The organism is Neorhizobium puerariae (genome assembly GCF_042429745.1).
GTDB classification, from domain to species: domain Bacteria; phylum Pseudomonadota; class Alphaproteobacteria; order Rhizobiales; family Rhizobiaceae; genus Neorhizobium; species Neorhizobium puerariae.
The window spans coordinates 42278-55598 of record NZ_JBHMAA010000027.1 but is presented as its reverse complement, the minus strand read 5'-3'; the positions used below and the strand labels follow the sequence as shown (position 1 = coordinate 55598).

The window sequence follows — 13321 nt, the reverse complement described above, 5'->3', positions numbered from 1 at the left end:
TCAGTAGCCGCTCGATGCGCGGACCGCCGTGCTGCCGCTCAGGAGCGCGAGGATATCGTCGAGCAGGCCGGAAGCGCCGAAACGGAAAGTGGACGGCATGAGCCAGTTCGGACCCATGATCGTTTCGGCCAGGCGAAGGTAGAGATCGGCATCCGCCACGCTGCCGATGCCGCCGGCCGGCTTGAACCCGACGCGCTTTTTGGAATCGCGGATCGCCTGGAGCATGATATCGGCCGCTTCCAGCGTCGCATTGACGGCCACCTTGCCGGTGGAGGTCTTGATGAAGTCGGCGCCGGCGGCAATCGCAAGCTCGGACGCACGACGGACAAGGATGCTGTCCTTCAATTCGCCGGTCTCCAGGATCACCTTGAGGCAGGCGTTCGGGCAGGCGGCGCGGACGGCCTCCACCATTTCGGTCACCGCCGCCTCGTCGCCGGCGATCAGCTTGCGATAGGGGATGACCATGTCGATTTCGTCGGCACCGTCTTCGATCGCCCGGCGGGTTTCCTGCACGACCGCTGGAACCGGCAGGTCTCCGGAAGGAAAATTCACGACGGTCGCGATGCGCACCGCATGTTCAGGCCCCAGGATCTTGCGGGCATGGGCAACGAAACGCGGCCAGATGCAGATGGCGGCCGTATGGCCGTAATGCGTCTGCGCGCGAAGACACAGCTTCTCGATCGCAGCCTCGTCGCAATCGTCGCGCAGGTTCGTCAGGTCGAGAAGCGAGAGCGCGAAGGCTGCCGCTTCGCGTGGGCTCAGGAGTTCCATGTGTAGCCTCCCCGGCTTGAGTTAGCCGCCATATTTATCGTTCAAACGATTAGATGCAACCCGCAGCCGGCGGCCACATCGCCACACGGGACGTATCCGCTTGAAATACATCGTGTAATCAGGCCAACATTTCTTTCAGGATGGCGGCCAGACGCTGCCCGCCGACCGGGGCCATGTCCTTGGTCTCCTCATGGCTCAACTCCGCACCGGTCATGCCGGCGCCGAAATTGGTGATCACGGAGGCGGCCGCGACCCGCAGCCCGAAATAGCGGGCGAGAATGACTTCCGGCACAGTCGACATGCCGACAGCATCGGCGCCAAGGATGCGCGCCATCCGGATTTCAGCCGGCGTTTCGAAGCTCGGGCCGGAGAACCACATGTAGACGCCGGAAAACAGCGGAATGCCGCTGCGGCCCGCGGCATTCCTCATGGCAAGCGCAAGGTCCGCGTCATAGGCGCTGGTCATGCCGACGAAGCGGCTGTCGCCCCTCTCGCCGATCAGCGGATTCGTGCCGGAATAGTTGATGTGGTCGGTGATCTGCATCACCGAGCCGGGCGGCATATCCTCGCGAAGCGACCCTGCGGAATTCGTCAATATCAACGACTGCACGCCGAGGCCTTTCATCACCTCGATCGGAAAGCGCATCGCCTTGGCATCGCCATGCTCGTAATAATGGGCGCGACCGGAAAGCATGATGACCGGTTCCGATCCGAGATAACCGGCGACCAGTTCCCCCGCATGGCCGGTCACCGCGCTCACCGGAAAACCTTCCAGCTCTCCATACGGAATGCGGACCTGGCTGCGGACCTCGCCGACCAGCGAGCCCAGGCCGGAGCCGAGGACGATTGCGCGACGCGGCACCAGGCCACCCAGCCTGTCAACCAGAAGGTCGATGATATCCTTCATCTCGTCACCCGATCACATCCGTTTCGAAAGCATAGGGCAGAAGCTCCGCCATGGTGACGGTTTTCTGCACCCCCGCGTCATCGCAGAGGTAGATCCGGGTATCGGCGGAGGCGAATTCGGAGATCTTCTGCCGGCAGCCGCCGCAGGGCGTGCAGAGGGGCAGTTTCTCGGCAATAACGGCGAGCTCGACGATCTTCCTGCCACCGCCCATGATCATCGCACCGATCGCCGTCGGTTCGGCGCACCATCCTTGCGGGAAGGAGATGTTCTCGATATTGGCGCCCGGATAGACCTTGCCGTCGTCGGCGCGGATCGCAGCCCCCACCGGAAACTTCGAGTAGGGCGCGTGGGCTTTCCCCATCGCCTCGCGGGCGGCCTCGAACAGCTCTTTCTGCGACGATTGCGCGGACATCTCAGCGTTCCTTCGTATAGGGGACGCCGCCGGCCTTGGGCGGGCGGGCGGTGCCGATGAAACCGGCGAGCAGCACGCAGGTCAGGATATAGGGCAGAGCCTGGAATATCTGCACCGGCACTTCCCCGACCAGCGGCACCGACTTGCCCTGCATGAAGTTCGCGAAGGCATCGAGGAAACCGAAGAGCAGGCAGGCCAGCATGACCGGCACCGGCTTCCACTTCGCGAAGATCAGCGCCGCAAGGGCGATATAGCCCTTGCCGGCCGACATGTTGTTGATGAAGGCGGCCGACTGGGCGATCGCCAGATAGGTGCCGGCGAACCCGGCGAGGAAACCGGTCACGACCAGCGCGCGGTACCGAAGCCAGGTGACCGAGATGCCGGCCGTATCCACCGCGCCCGGGTTTTCGCCGACGGCGCGCAGCCGAAGGCCGAAGCGGGTCCGGTAGAGCACCCACCAGGAGATCGGCACCATGAGGAACGCGATATAGGTCAGGATGTTGTTGCCGGAGATCACGTTGGCATAAAGAGGGCCGATGACGGGTATGTCGCGCACCACATCCGCGCCGGGCAGGACGATGGCCGAAAACCTGCCCTCGGGAGGCACCTGCCCCGTCCGTCCGCCCTGATTGAACCAGGCCTGGCCCAGCACGATCGTCAGTCCGGCCGCCACGAAGTTCAGCGCCACGCCGGAGACGATCTGGTTTCCGCGATTGGTGATCGAGGCAAAACCGTGCACGAACGAAAAGACGATCGCGATCCCGATGCCGGCGAGGAGGCCAAGCCAGGCATTGCCGGTCCAATAGGCCACGCAGGCGGATGCGAAGGCGGAAGCCAGCATCTTGCCTTCCAGCCCGATGTCGAAAATGCCGGCGCGTTCCGAAAACAGGCCGGCGAGCGCGGTGAACAGAAGCGGGATCGACAGGCGGATCGCAGAACCGAGGATGCTGATGAAAATATCGAAATAATCCATGAGCCTATTTCCCGGCGACCTGCTGATAGAACCGGACGATGGCCGGACGGAGCATGTATTCCAGCGCACCCGCGAACAGGATCACCATGCCCTGGATGACCACGATCATGTCGCGGGTGATCTTCGGCATGTCGAAGGAAAGCTCGGCCCCGCCCTGGTAGAGGATGCCGAAGAGCAGGGCCGCGAAAATGATGCCGGCCGGATGGTTGCGGCCCATGAGGGACACCGCGATGCCGACGAAGCCGGCGCCTCCGACGAATTCGATCTGCAGGCGGGCGGACGCGCCCATGACCGGGTTCAGCGCCATCATACCCGCCAGCCCGCCGGAGATCAGCATCGTGATCATGACGATCTTCGCATAGGGAATGCCGGCATAGCTCGCCGCACTCGGGCTGATGCCGAGCGTGCGCATCTCGTAACCCAGCTTGGTGCGCCAGATCAGCAGCCAGACGAGGAAGCACATGACGAGCGCGATCAGGAACGAGAAGTTCAGCGGCGCAGCACCCAGCTTGCCGCCGAACATGGCGATCAACCAGTCCAGCTTCGGCAACTGCCCACCCGGCAGGAACGTGCGGGTTTCCGGCGCCATCTTGCCGGGCACGATCAGCACCCGCACCAGCACGTAGTTCATCAGCGACGAAACGATGAAGTTGAACATGATCGTGGTGATGACGATGTGGCTTCCCCGCTTGGCCTGCAGCCAGGCGGGAATCGCTGCGCAGGCCGCGCCGAACAGGGCCGCGCCGATCACCGCGAACGGCATGGTGACGTACCAGGGCACGTAGCTGTCGAGTGAGAGCGCCACGAGCGCTGCACCCAGCCCGCCGAGGTAGGCCTGTCCTTCCGAGCCGATGTTGAACAGGCCCGCATGGATGGCGACGGCCACCGAAAGGCCGGTGAAGATGAAGCTCGTCGTGTAGAACAGCGTGAAGCCGATGCCCTCGCCACGGCCGAGCGCGCCGATCAACAGCAGCTGCAGCGCCTCGAACGGATTTTCACCGATCGCCCACACGACCAGTCCAGAGAAGAAGAAGGCAAGGATGAGGTTGAGGAGCGGGATGAGGCCGTAATTGATCCAAGCGGGAAGCGGAACCGACGCGGTGCTCATGCTTCTCCCCTCGCCCGCCCTGCCGCCTTCGAGGCCCTGGTCATGTCATGGTTCAAACAGATCGATCCTTTACGGGTCATGCAGCAATCCCGGCCATCATCAGGCCCAGCGTCTGCTCGCCGGCCTCGCCGGACTTCTCGCCGACCATCTTGCCCGCGAACATCACCAGGATGCGGTCGGAGAGCGACCTGATCTCGTCGAGCTCCACGGAAACCAGAAGCACGGCCTTGCCGGCGTCGCGCATCTCGATGATGCGCTTGTGGATGAACTCGATCGCGCCGATGTCGACGCCGCGCGTCGGCTGGCCGATGATCAGGACATTCGGGTCGCGTTCTATCTCGCGCGCCACGACGATCTTCTGCTGGTTGCCGCCGGAGAAATTCGCCGTCCTCAACCGCGGGTTCGGGGGGCGGATATCGTATTTGGCGATCTTTTCCTCGGCCTGCCTGCGGATGGCGTCGAGATCGAGCAGCACGCCACGGCCGTAACGCGCGTCGCGGTGATAACCGAGGATAGAGTTTTCGTATTCCTCGAATTTCAGGACCAGGCCCATGTGATGCCGGTCTTCCGGGATATGGGCGAGGCCGAGATCACGCAATCCGGCCGGATCGATGCCGGCAACCGGCTTGCCGTCGATGAAGATCTCGCCGGAAGCAGGCTTGCGGATGCCCGCGATCGCTTCCAGAAGCTCCGACTGGCCGTTGCCCGCCACACCCGCGATGCCGACGATCTCGCCGGCGCGAACATCGAAGGAGACGTCGTCCACCATGGTGACGCCGCGGCTGTCCCTCACCGTCAGGTTCCGGACGGAAAGCAGGACCTTGCCCGGATTGGCCTCGCCTTTTTCGACGCGCAGCAGCACGCGGCGGCCGACCATCAGTTCGGCAAGCTCCTCCACCGTCGTCTCGGCGGTCTTGCGGGTGGCGACCATCTCGCCGCGCCGCATGACGGAAACCGTGTCGGTGATCGCCATGATCTCGCGCAGCTTGTGGGTGATCAGGATGATCGTCTTGCCCTGGTCGCGCAGCACCCGCAGCACCTTGAAAAGGTGATCGGCCTCGGCCGGCGTCAGCACGCCCGTCGGCTCGTCAAGGATCAGGATTTCAGCGCCGCGATAGAGCGCCTTCAGGATTTCGACGCGCTGCTGGCTGCCGACCGGCAATTCCTCGATGACCGCGTCGGGATCGACTTCCAGCCCGTAGTCATTCTCCAGGCGCTTCAGTTCCCCGCGGGCGCTTGCGACGCCCTTGCGCAGCAACTGGCCGCCCTCGGCGCCGAGCATCACGTTTTCCAGCACCGTGAAATTCTCCACCAGCATGAAATGCTGGTGCACCATGCCGATGCCGGCGGCGATCGCCGTCTGGCTGTCGCGGATGGTGATCGGCCTGCCGGAAATGCGGATCTCCCCCTGATCGGCATGATAGAAGCCGTAGAGGATCGACATCAGCGTCGACTTGCCGGCACCGTTTTCCCCGATGATGCCGTGGATCGATCCCTTGGCGACGGTCAGGTTGATATTCTTGTTCGCGTGCACCGCGCCGAATTTCTTGTCGATGCCGACAAGCTCGATCGCGGGCTCCTTCGCAGATTCGAGGCTCAATGGCTCGCCCTTCCACCTGATATGAAAGGGCGCGTGGCGATTTGCGCCGCCACGCGCCCTCCAGATCAATCCCTTAGTTGGGGCAGGAATTGTTCGACATGTAATCGTGCACCTTCACGGCGCCGGAGATGATGTCCGCCTTGGCCTTTTCGGCGGCAGCCTGCATTTCCGGCGTGACCAGCGACTTGTTGTTGTCGTCGAGCGCATAGGCGACGCCGTCCTCCTTGACGCCGAGCGCCTGGATGCCGGACGTGAACTTGTCGTCCTTGGTGTCCTTGAAGGCGCTGTAGACGGCGAGGTCGACGCGCTTGACCATGGAGGTGAGAACCGAACCCGGATGCAGATGGTTCTGGTTGGAGTCGACGCCGATCGACAGCTTCTTGTTGTCGGCCGCCGTCTGCAGAACGCCGAGACCGGTCGCACCGGCGGCCGCATAGATGACGTCCGCGCCCTGGTCGATCTGGTTCTTGGTGAGTTCGCCGCCGCGGACCGGGTCGTTCCAGGCCGCGCCGGTGGTGCCCGTCATGTTCTGGAAAACCTGTGCGCCGGGCTTGGCGGCCTTCACGCCCTGGACATATCCGCAGGCGAACTTGCGGATCAGCGGAATATCCATGCCGCCGACGAAGCCGACCTTGCCGGTCTTGGACGCCATGCCGGCGAGAAGGCCGACGAGATACGAGCCTTCCTCTTCCTTGTAGAGGATGGAACGGACGTTCTTCAGGTCGACGACGGAATCGACGATCGCAAACTTGGTGTCCGGAAATTCGGCGGCGACCTTTTCCATGGCGGAAGTCCAGGCAAAGGAGACGGCGACGACCGGGTTGAAGCCGCGGCTCGCGAAGTTGCGGATGGCCTGCTCACCCTGCGTGTCGTTGGTGGGCTCGAAATCCCGGTAGTCGATCCCCGTTTCCTTCTTGAACTTTTCGGCGCCGGCAAAGGCGGCCTCGTTGAAGGATTTGTCGAACTTGCCGCCGGTGCCGTAGACGAGCGCGGGCTTGACCTCCGCGGCAAGCGCCGTTGCCGACATGGCAGCCAAGGCGATGAGGCTCAAAAGGGTTTTCTTCATTCGTTCAGCCCTGTTTTTTAGCTGTTTCGGTCCTCCCGCAAGCCCGTTCCCCGGGCACTCCTGCGGCCACCTGCCTTCAATTTTTGCGAAGGTCCGGCTCCGGTTACTCTTGCACGGGTTTTAGAAAAATTCACGAGATTTTTTTCAACTGGTAAAGAACGGCCGGGCTGCCGAAAACTTGCACAAAGAGGAGAGACGACTGCATAAATCGGCGGCTTGACGCGTCTTTTTCCGGCAATCGGCTGGCGGGCAGACAGGCAATATCCGCGCCTCCCCGCGGAGATCATCCCGTCAGGCGGAGAACCGCCCGGCAAAATGCGGCCTGCGATAGCCTGCCATCCAGAAGAGGAGCGCCAGAGCCAGAAACGCAGCGAAAGCCGGCTGAGCGAGCACAGGCGCCACGAAGGGACGCCAGATATCGGGACTGATGTAGGTTTCGGCGGAGATCTCGGCGAGCGCGAGGCTTTCCGGATCGAGATTGAGCCAGGCGTTGCCGAGGCTCGTCAGGACGACGGAGGAAGCGGAAACGGACTGGATGGAATCCAGCGTGCCGGCCACGATCGCCGCGATGAGCGCAAGCGCGCTCAGCATACGGAAGATACCCCGGATGATTCTCATCTCGCCAACCGTTCCACATATACCGCCGGCGGCCCTGCCGGGCTCATCCGCCCTTGAAGAGATAGGCCGAACGCCGGCACTTGGCAACGAGACGGCAGGCTTTTGCAACCGTTGTCAAAAATCGTTCAGATTCCGGTTGATCCTTCGGAATTGATCGGTATATATCGCGCCCGACCGCTGCGTCGCCCAACTGGACGCAGCCCTTGCTTCAAGGACAGGTGGCCGAGTGGTTGAAGGCGCACGCCTGGAACGCGTGTATACGTGAAAGCGTATCGAGGGTTCGAATCCCTCTCTGTCCGCCACTTCGGTATAAAACCGGGAACGCCGATTCCCGCCGATTTCCCGCCTTTTGCGGCCACAAGCGTCCTCAACAGGGTGCCTTTGCTGCCTTTGATGTAGATTGCGTCGTCTGCGACCTCGACGCGCTGCGCGAACGCCCGAACGTGATCCCGCCGATAGCCGCCCTCTCCGAACCGGAGCCGGCTGCGCGCCTCGGTCGCCAATTCCCGCACCGCTGCGCCTGTAAGGGCGTTATGCGTCGAGCTTTGGAGCATGGCTTCGATCCGAGCCGCATCGGCCCGCGCCTGATCCCGAATCGCCGTGAGACCGGCAATGCGCTCGCTTAGGGCGGATTCGGCCGGATCGAGCGAACCCGCCTCGATGGCGTCATAAAGGCGGTTGAGCCGGTGGTCGGCCTCGGTCGCGCGCTGACGCAGCTCCCCGATATGCTGGCTGCGCCGCTCGACGCCTTCCTGCCGGCGATCCAGCAGCGAGGCGAGCACGACTTCGATCCGCTCGGGGTCGAGCACCCGTTCCTCAAGGTGCGTCACCACCATGCGGTCCAGCTTGTCCATGGGGATCGCCCGGCCCTTGCAGCCGGTCTCGCCCTGCCGTGCCTTGATGGAGCAGGCATAGTAGCGGTAGCGGCCGTTCTTGCCGGTGCGCAGCGTCATGGCCCCGCCGCAGTTGCCGCAATAGCAGATGCCGGTGAGCAGGTTCGGGCTGCCGACCACACGCGGCGGCGTCACCTTCGGGTTGCGGGCTTGCAAGCGCTGCTGGATGGCCTCGAAGGTCTCAAGGTCGATCAGCGGCGGCACCTGGACGGTGACGATTTCCTCGACGGGTTTCAGCTCCTTGCGCTTGGAACGCATGTTGAACTGATGCTCGCCGACATAGGTGCGCCGCGTCAGGACGCGGTGAAGCTGGCCGATGCCCCAACGTCCGCCGTTGCGGGTCATGATGCGGTTCTTATTCAGATGGTTGACGATGGCCTTGACGCCCAGGGGACCGGACGCGCCGTCGCCTTCCGTCGCAAGGCGGAAGATCAGCCGCACGGTGTCGGCGTGCAGCGGGTCGATTTCCAGCTTCTTCTTGATCTTCGCGCCGCGCTGCTCGGCATCGACCACACGGTAGCCGATGGGCGGCAGGGAGCCGTTCCAGAAGCCTTGCCGGGCATTCTCCTTCAAGGCGCGCAGGACGTGCTTGGCATTCTCCTTCGACTGATATTCGTCGAAGAGCGACATGATCCGCCGCATCATGTCGTGGATCGGATCATCGCCAAGCTCCTGCGTGATCGAAACCAGCTTGACGCCATTCTTCGCCAGCTTGCGGTAATAAAACTCCATCTCGAACTCGTCGCGGAAGAAGCGCGAGAAGCTATGCACCACGACGACATCGAACGGTGCTGGCTTGGCGGTCGCGGCCTCGATCATGCGCTGGAACTCGGGCCGGCGGTCGTTCGTGGCACTGTTGCCCGGCTCCACGAAGGTTTCGACAAGCTGGTAGCCGCGTTGCTCGCAATAGGCTTCGCCCTGCTTGCGCTGGTCGGGGATCGACACGGCATGTTCGGCCTGTCGAGGCGTGGAGACGCGGAGATAGAGCGCGGCGCGCGTAGCGACATGAGGGCTCTGGATGTTCATCGCCGGCCTCCCGCCGCCTTCCGGGGCTCGGCGCGTTCGATCAAGGGCAACACCAACTCCACCCGATCATGCACCACCTTGGGCGCGAGCTTGCGGCCCTGTCCCTTCTCCAAGCGGACAAGCCCATAGCTCTCCATCGTCTTCAAGGTGCGCGACAGGTTGGATATGGCCCGGCCGGTGATCTCGGCCAGTTCCTCCAGCGAGCCCGGCGCTTTCGCCACGATGATGCGCAGCAGCGCGCGGTTCTCGGTGGAGAGAACCTGGGCAAAGGATTTCGTGGAAGTGAACCACACCTTCGGATCGCCCGGCGCAGGCTTTTCCTCGCCGCGCGCAATCCGCATGGTGCGGGCCTTCATTTCTTCGTAGTCGGCAATCCCGACTTTCAGGGTAGTCATAGCACGCCTCGCTCCTTCAACACCGCGTCCACCGCTTGCCAGAAGTCGGCCAGCAGCGTGGCCGCGTCCCCGTAGGCGTATGGCTTCACGGTCTGGAGGCGGTGCCGATGGTCCAGCGGCTCGCCGCGCCTGCCCCGGCCGACTGGATGGGCGTTGTCAAAGCCGACCAGCCGTTCGCCCGAAGGCCCGTGAAGCGTGAGCGAGTAGTCGAGGCCGTGCGGCTTTTCCGGCGTAGCCGGAACGCGGGTGACAACGAATTTCACCCAATGGCCGCCCTCGGGATCGACAACGAGCACCTGGCCGTCGAGGTCCAGAAGCGTGTCGAGGCTCGGATCGCGACCCTCGCTCATGGCTTTTCCTTATCATTTGCTGATAAGTTATGCAAGCCGGTTTCGGGATCGCCGATTGGGCCGAACAGCCGGTCGAGCACATCGCCGAAGTAGCGCTCGAAGATGTCGATCTCTTCCTCGGTGATCGGCACGTTTTCCGGCCAGTCGTCAATGACGGGCAGTTTCTCGACATCGACGATATGGAACGGGCTTCCGCGCGGCGCACCGAAGCGCGGCGCGGGATCGTCGCCATAGTCGTAGAGGTCATCGGGGAGTGTCTTCGGAATGGGCTGTCGAGGGCGTCCTTTTCGGACGCGACGGCGCTTCGCGCACATTGAATCCTCCGTGGTTCGTTGCTGGATTCCGGGCGGCTGGAAGCCCGGAACTAGGCGAACCTTGGAGGGCAATCGGCGGCCTGTAGCGTGCCGCATTTGCGGCTACACGCTGGCGGCACCCCCTGCTATTGGTGATGCGAAGACGGATTTTCGCGACAGACGGGTTTGCAGAGAGGAGCTACCCTACGCTTCCGGCAAATCGTTCGGCCAGGCGGTCCCGTTTGAACGCCTCCGCAACCAGATCGACGAAGGCTCGCGTTTTCGCCGGCAGGAGCGTGCGCGAGGCGTAATAGATCGAGATCGCCCCCGCATCGGAGTACCAATGCGGCAGGAGGCGCACGAGGCTGCCGTTCTCAAGCTCCGGCAGGACATCGGGCACAGCGAGCATCGCCACACCGAGGCCGAGCCTTGCCGCTTCGCGCATCGCCGCCGGGTCGTTGACGACGATCGTTTCGGGCAACGTCGCCATCATTTCGGCACCCGCCGCATTCCGCATTGCCCAATGACGGATGCGGCCGGTCCTGAGCGAGCGCATGACGATCCCGTCGAATTGCGAAAGCCCTGCGGGGTCGGTCGGGGGCGTGCGTTCCGCCATGTAGGCAGGCGACGCCACGGCGACGATGTGGGCGGGTGCCAACGTCCGGGCGACGATGCCCGGAGCAAGATCGAAGCCCCCGCCGATCGCTACGTCATAACCCTCGGCGACAAGATCGACCGGGAGGTTCTCGAAATGCCATTCCGGCCGGATGAGCGGGTATCGGCGCAAGAGTTCCGGCAGCAGTGGCAGGATGTGGGTGACGCCGAAGGTGGGGCTGAGGCTGACCTTCAGCACGCCCGCCGGCTCGGATGCACCGGACGAGGCATCGGCGATAGCCGCTTGTAGGGCGTCGAGATTGCCGCCGATCGACAGAAGGAAGCGTTCGCCAGCCTCGGTCAGCACGAGCTTGCGGGTGGAGCGCTGGAACAGCCGCACGCCAAGGTTCCGCTCCAGCATCGCCACGTTGCGGCTGACGGCGGCCGGGGTAAGCGCCATGCGTCGCGCCGCCTCCGAGAAGCTGGAGGTTTCCGCGCTTTTGACGAAGCTTTCGAGATTGGCCAGCGTCTCCATGCTTCTTTCAACGATTGCTTGAGATCAGATCAAAAGATTACCGACTAATCGAAAGGAAATAAACGGGGCATCTTCGTTCCATCGAAACGCAAACGGAGCGAAGACAATGACCAATCCCACCCATCCCCTGACCGGCAAGGTTGCCCTTGTCACCGGCGGCTCGCGCTCGATCGGGGCAGCCATCGCGAAGAAACTTGCCGTTGATGGAGCGGCGGTCGCAATCACCTACAGTGCCTCGCCCGACAAGGCCGCCCAGGTTGTCGCCGACATCGAGGCAGCCGGTGGCAAGGCTCTCGCCATCGCGGCGGACGCCGGCAGCCCCGAAGCGGTGCGCGCGGCCGTAGCGAAGACCGTCTCGGCCTTCGGCGGCATCGACATCCTCGTCAACAATGCCGGTGTAGCGGTGAACGCCCCGATCGAGGACTTCAAGTTCGAAGACTATGAGCGGATGATCGCCGTCAACGTCACCGGAGTGTTCGTCGCCACCCAGGAGGCAGTGCGGCACATGACGCCGGGCGGGCGCATCATCCATATCGGCTCGTCCATGACGCGCTATGCAGCGTTCCCGACCGCCTCGGTCTATACGCTGACCAAGGGCGCGATCACTGGCTTCAATCGGAGCCTCGTGCGCGACCTCGGTCCCAAGGGCATCACCGTCAACACGGTCCATCCCGGCCCGACCGATACCGACATGAACCCGGCGGACGGCCCTGTCGCTGCCATCGTCGGCCCCGGCATGGCAATCGGCCGATATGGCCAACCCGCCGAGATCGCCAGCGTCGTCGCTTTCCTCGCCAGCCCCGATGCGGCCTTCGTCACCGGCGCGGACATCGTGGCCGATGGCGGTCTGACTGCCTGATCCTCCTGATACTCGAACCCCTGAAAGGACTCTGCCATGAACAGCATCGGCATCATCGGCGCTGGCAATATCGGCCGCGCCTTCGCAACGGCTCTTGCCAACAACAACATCCGCGCCACGCTTTCCAACAGCCGTGGCCCGGATAGCCTGAAGGATGTGGTGGCCGCCATCGGCCCGAGCATCGAGGCCGGCACCCGTGAGGAAGCGGCGTCGAAGGATATCGTGCTCGTCGCAGTCAACTGGTCGAAGCTTCCGGCCGCGCTCGCGGGGCTGCCAGACTTCAGCGGCCGCATCGTCATCGACGCCAACAATCCGATCGAAGCGCCGCTGTTCAAGCCCGCCGAACTCAATGGCCGGCTTTCTAGCGAAGTCTTCACGGGCCTCGTGCCCGGCGCGCGGGTAGTCAAAGCCTTCAATCACCTGCAACCGCACCTGCTATCGGGCGATCCGCGCGCCGAAGGTGGCCGCCGTGTGCTGTTCTATTCCGGCGATGACGCCGGATCGAAGGCCGAGGTCAGTGCGCTGATCGATCGGCTCGGCTTCTTCGGCATCGACCTCGGGCCGATCTCGGTCGGCGGACGCCTCGTCCAGTTCCCCGGTGGACCGCTTCCGGCGCTTAACCTAGTGAAGTTCGACTGATCGCACGAACCGCCGTCCAGCGTTCTACATCGGCCCTTTAAGATGATGATTTCACGACTGGCCTCGCTTGCCGCCGCGACTTGGCGAAGCCCCGATCCGTGGCAATGAATCGCTCCAGCATGGGCACGATAAGGCGCAAGGGGTCGGCGACCGGCTGGCCCGTTTCGCGAGCTAAGACTTCGGCATAGGCGATAAGATCGCGGTGGAGCGGCGCGGGCAGCTCCACCGTGACCTTAACGGGCTTGTCGTCGGGGATCGGGCCGAGTTTCAGCTTTGCCATGG

General features: G+C 63.4%; 15 protein-coding genes, 1 tRNA gene and 1 pseudogene. 3 read left to right on the top strand and 14 right to left on the bottom strand.

Going from position 1 to position 13321, the window contains the following annotated elements; translation table 11 throughout:
* The 8 genes from deoC to ACFFP0_RS22665 all read right to left on the bottom strand — a co-directional run bounded on the left by deoC (position 1) and on the right by ACFFP0_RS22665 (position 7455).
* On the bottom strand, positions 1-771 hold the full coding sequence (deoC, locus tag ACFFP0_RS22700) for a deoxyribose-phosphate aldolase (protein ID WP_377264484.1): 771 nt from the start codon (positions 769-771) through the stop codon (positions 1-3).
* 118 nt (positions 772-889) lie between these two features.
* Complete coding sequence (locus ACFFP0_RS22695; protein ID WP_377264483.1) at positions 890-1678, bottom strand: purine-nucleoside phosphorylase; 789 nt, start codon at positions 1676-1678, stop codon at positions 890-892.
* A 4-nt stretch (positions 1679-1682) separates the two neighbouring features.
* A complete protein-coding gene (locus ACFFP0_RS22690) occupies positions 1683-2090 on the bottom strand; it encodes a cytidine deaminase (protein ID WP_377264482.1) in 408 nt (135 codons plus the stop codon).
* Between the two features lies 1 nt (position 2091).
* A complete protein-coding gene (locus ACFFP0_RS22685) occupies positions 2092-3063 on the bottom strand; it encodes an ABC transporter permease (RefSeq protein WP_377264481.1) in 972 nt (323 codons plus the stop codon).
* Positions 3064-3067: 4 nt separating this feature from the next.
* Complete coding sequence (locus tag ACFFP0_RS22680; RefSeq protein ID WP_377264480.1) at positions 3068-4171, bottom strand: ABC transporter permease; 1104 nt, start codon at positions 4169-4171, stop codon at positions 3068-3070.
* A gap of 76 nt (positions 4172-4247) precedes the next feature.
* On the bottom strand, positions 4248-5771 hold the full coding sequence (locus ACFFP0_RS22675; protein ID WP_377264479.1) for an ABC transporter ATP-binding protein: 1524 nt from the start codon (positions 5769-5771) through the stop codon (positions 4248-4250).
* 73 nt (positions 5772-5844) lie between these two features.
* Positions 5845-6837, bottom strand: a complete 993-nt coding sequence (locus ACFFP0_RS22670) for a BMP family lipoprotein (RefSeq protein ID WP_377264478.1) — start codon at positions 6835-6837, stop codon at positions 5845-5847.
* Positions 6838-7128: 291 nt separating this feature from the next.
* Positions 7129-7455 (bottom strand): hypothetical protein, encoded by a 327-nt coding sequence (locus ACFFP0_RS22665; protein WP_377264477.1) that lies wholly within the window; start codon positions 7453-7455, stop codon positions 7129-7131.
* A 212-nt stretch (positions 7456-7667) separates the two neighbouring features.
* Here ACFFP0_RS22665 and ACFFP0_RS22660 point away from each other — a divergent pair.
* A tRNA-Ser gene (locus tag ACFFP0_RS22660) sits at positions 7668-7757 on the top strand.
* Between the two features lie 576 nt (positions 7758-8333).
* On the opposite strand, the pseudogene ACFFP0_RS22655 reads toward ACFFP0_RS22660, so the two are convergent.
* The 5 genes and pseudogenes from ACFFP0_RS22655 to ACFFP0_RS22635 form a co-directional block, all read right to left on the bottom strand.
* A pseudogene (locus ACFFP0_RS22655) lies at positions 8334-9374 on the bottom strand (recombinase family protein); the annotation flags it as partial.
* Positions 9371-9769 carry an HVO_A0114 family putative DNA-binding protein gene (locus ACFFP0_RS22650; protein WP_377264476.1) on the bottom strand — a complete coding sequence of 133 codons (399 nt, stop codon included), beginning with the start codon at positions 9767-9769 and terminating at the stop codon, positions 9371-9373. The gene ACFFP0_RS22650 and the pseudogene ACFFP0_RS22655, both read right to left, overlap by 4 nt.
* Positions 9766-10119 carry a toxin-antitoxin system TumE family protein gene (locus ACFFP0_RS22645; protein ID WP_377264475.1) on the bottom strand — a complete coding sequence of 118 codons (354 nt, stop codon included), beginning with the start codon at positions 10117-10119 and terminating at the stop codon, positions 9766-9768. The genes ACFFP0_RS22650 and ACFFP0_RS22645 overlap by 4 nt, the downstream gene beginning before the upstream one ends.
* Positions 10116-10433 (bottom strand): hypothetical protein, encoded by a 318-nt coding sequence (locus tag ACFFP0_RS22640; protein WP_377264474.1) that lies wholly within the window; start codon positions 10431-10433, stop codon positions 10116-10118. The genes ACFFP0_RS22645 and ACFFP0_RS22640 overlap by 4 nt, the downstream gene beginning before the upstream one ends.
* A gap of 178 nt (positions 10434-10611) precedes the next feature.
* Positions 10612-11541, bottom strand: a complete 930-nt coding sequence (locus ACFFP0_RS22635) for a LysR family transcriptional regulator (RefSeq protein ID WP_377264473.1) — start codon at positions 11539-11541, stop codon at positions 10612-10614.
* Positions 11542-11647: 106 nt separating this feature from the next.
* Between ACFFP0_RS22635 and ACFFP0_RS22630 the strand changes: the two genes are divergently transcribed.
* Together ACFFP0_RS22630 and ACFFP0_RS22625 are read left to right on the top strand one after the other, a co-directional pair.
* The gene (locus tag ACFFP0_RS22630) at positions 11648-12400 is read left to right on the top strand and encodes a 3-oxoacyl-ACP reductase family protein (protein WP_283740067.1); all 753 of its coding nucleotides are present in this window, start codon (positions 11648-11650) and stop codon (positions 12398-12400) included.
* A 36-nt stretch (positions 12401-12436) separates the two neighbouring features.
* On the top strand, positions 12437-13039 hold the full coding sequence (locus ACFFP0_RS22625; protein WP_377264472.1) for an NADPH-dependent F420 reductase: 603 nt from the start codon (positions 12437-12439) through the stop codon (positions 13037-13039).
* Positions 13040-13076: 37 nt separating this feature from the next.
* On the opposite strand, the gene ACFFP0_RS22620 is transcribed toward ACFFP0_RS22625, so the two are convergent.
* Positions 13077-13319: a DUF2274 domain-containing protein gene (locus ACFFP0_RS22620; protein WP_377264471.1), complete on the bottom strand. Its 243-nt coding sequence runs from the start codon at positions 13317-13319 to the stop codon at positions 13077-13079.
* Positions 13320-13321: the final 2 nt, after the last annotated feature.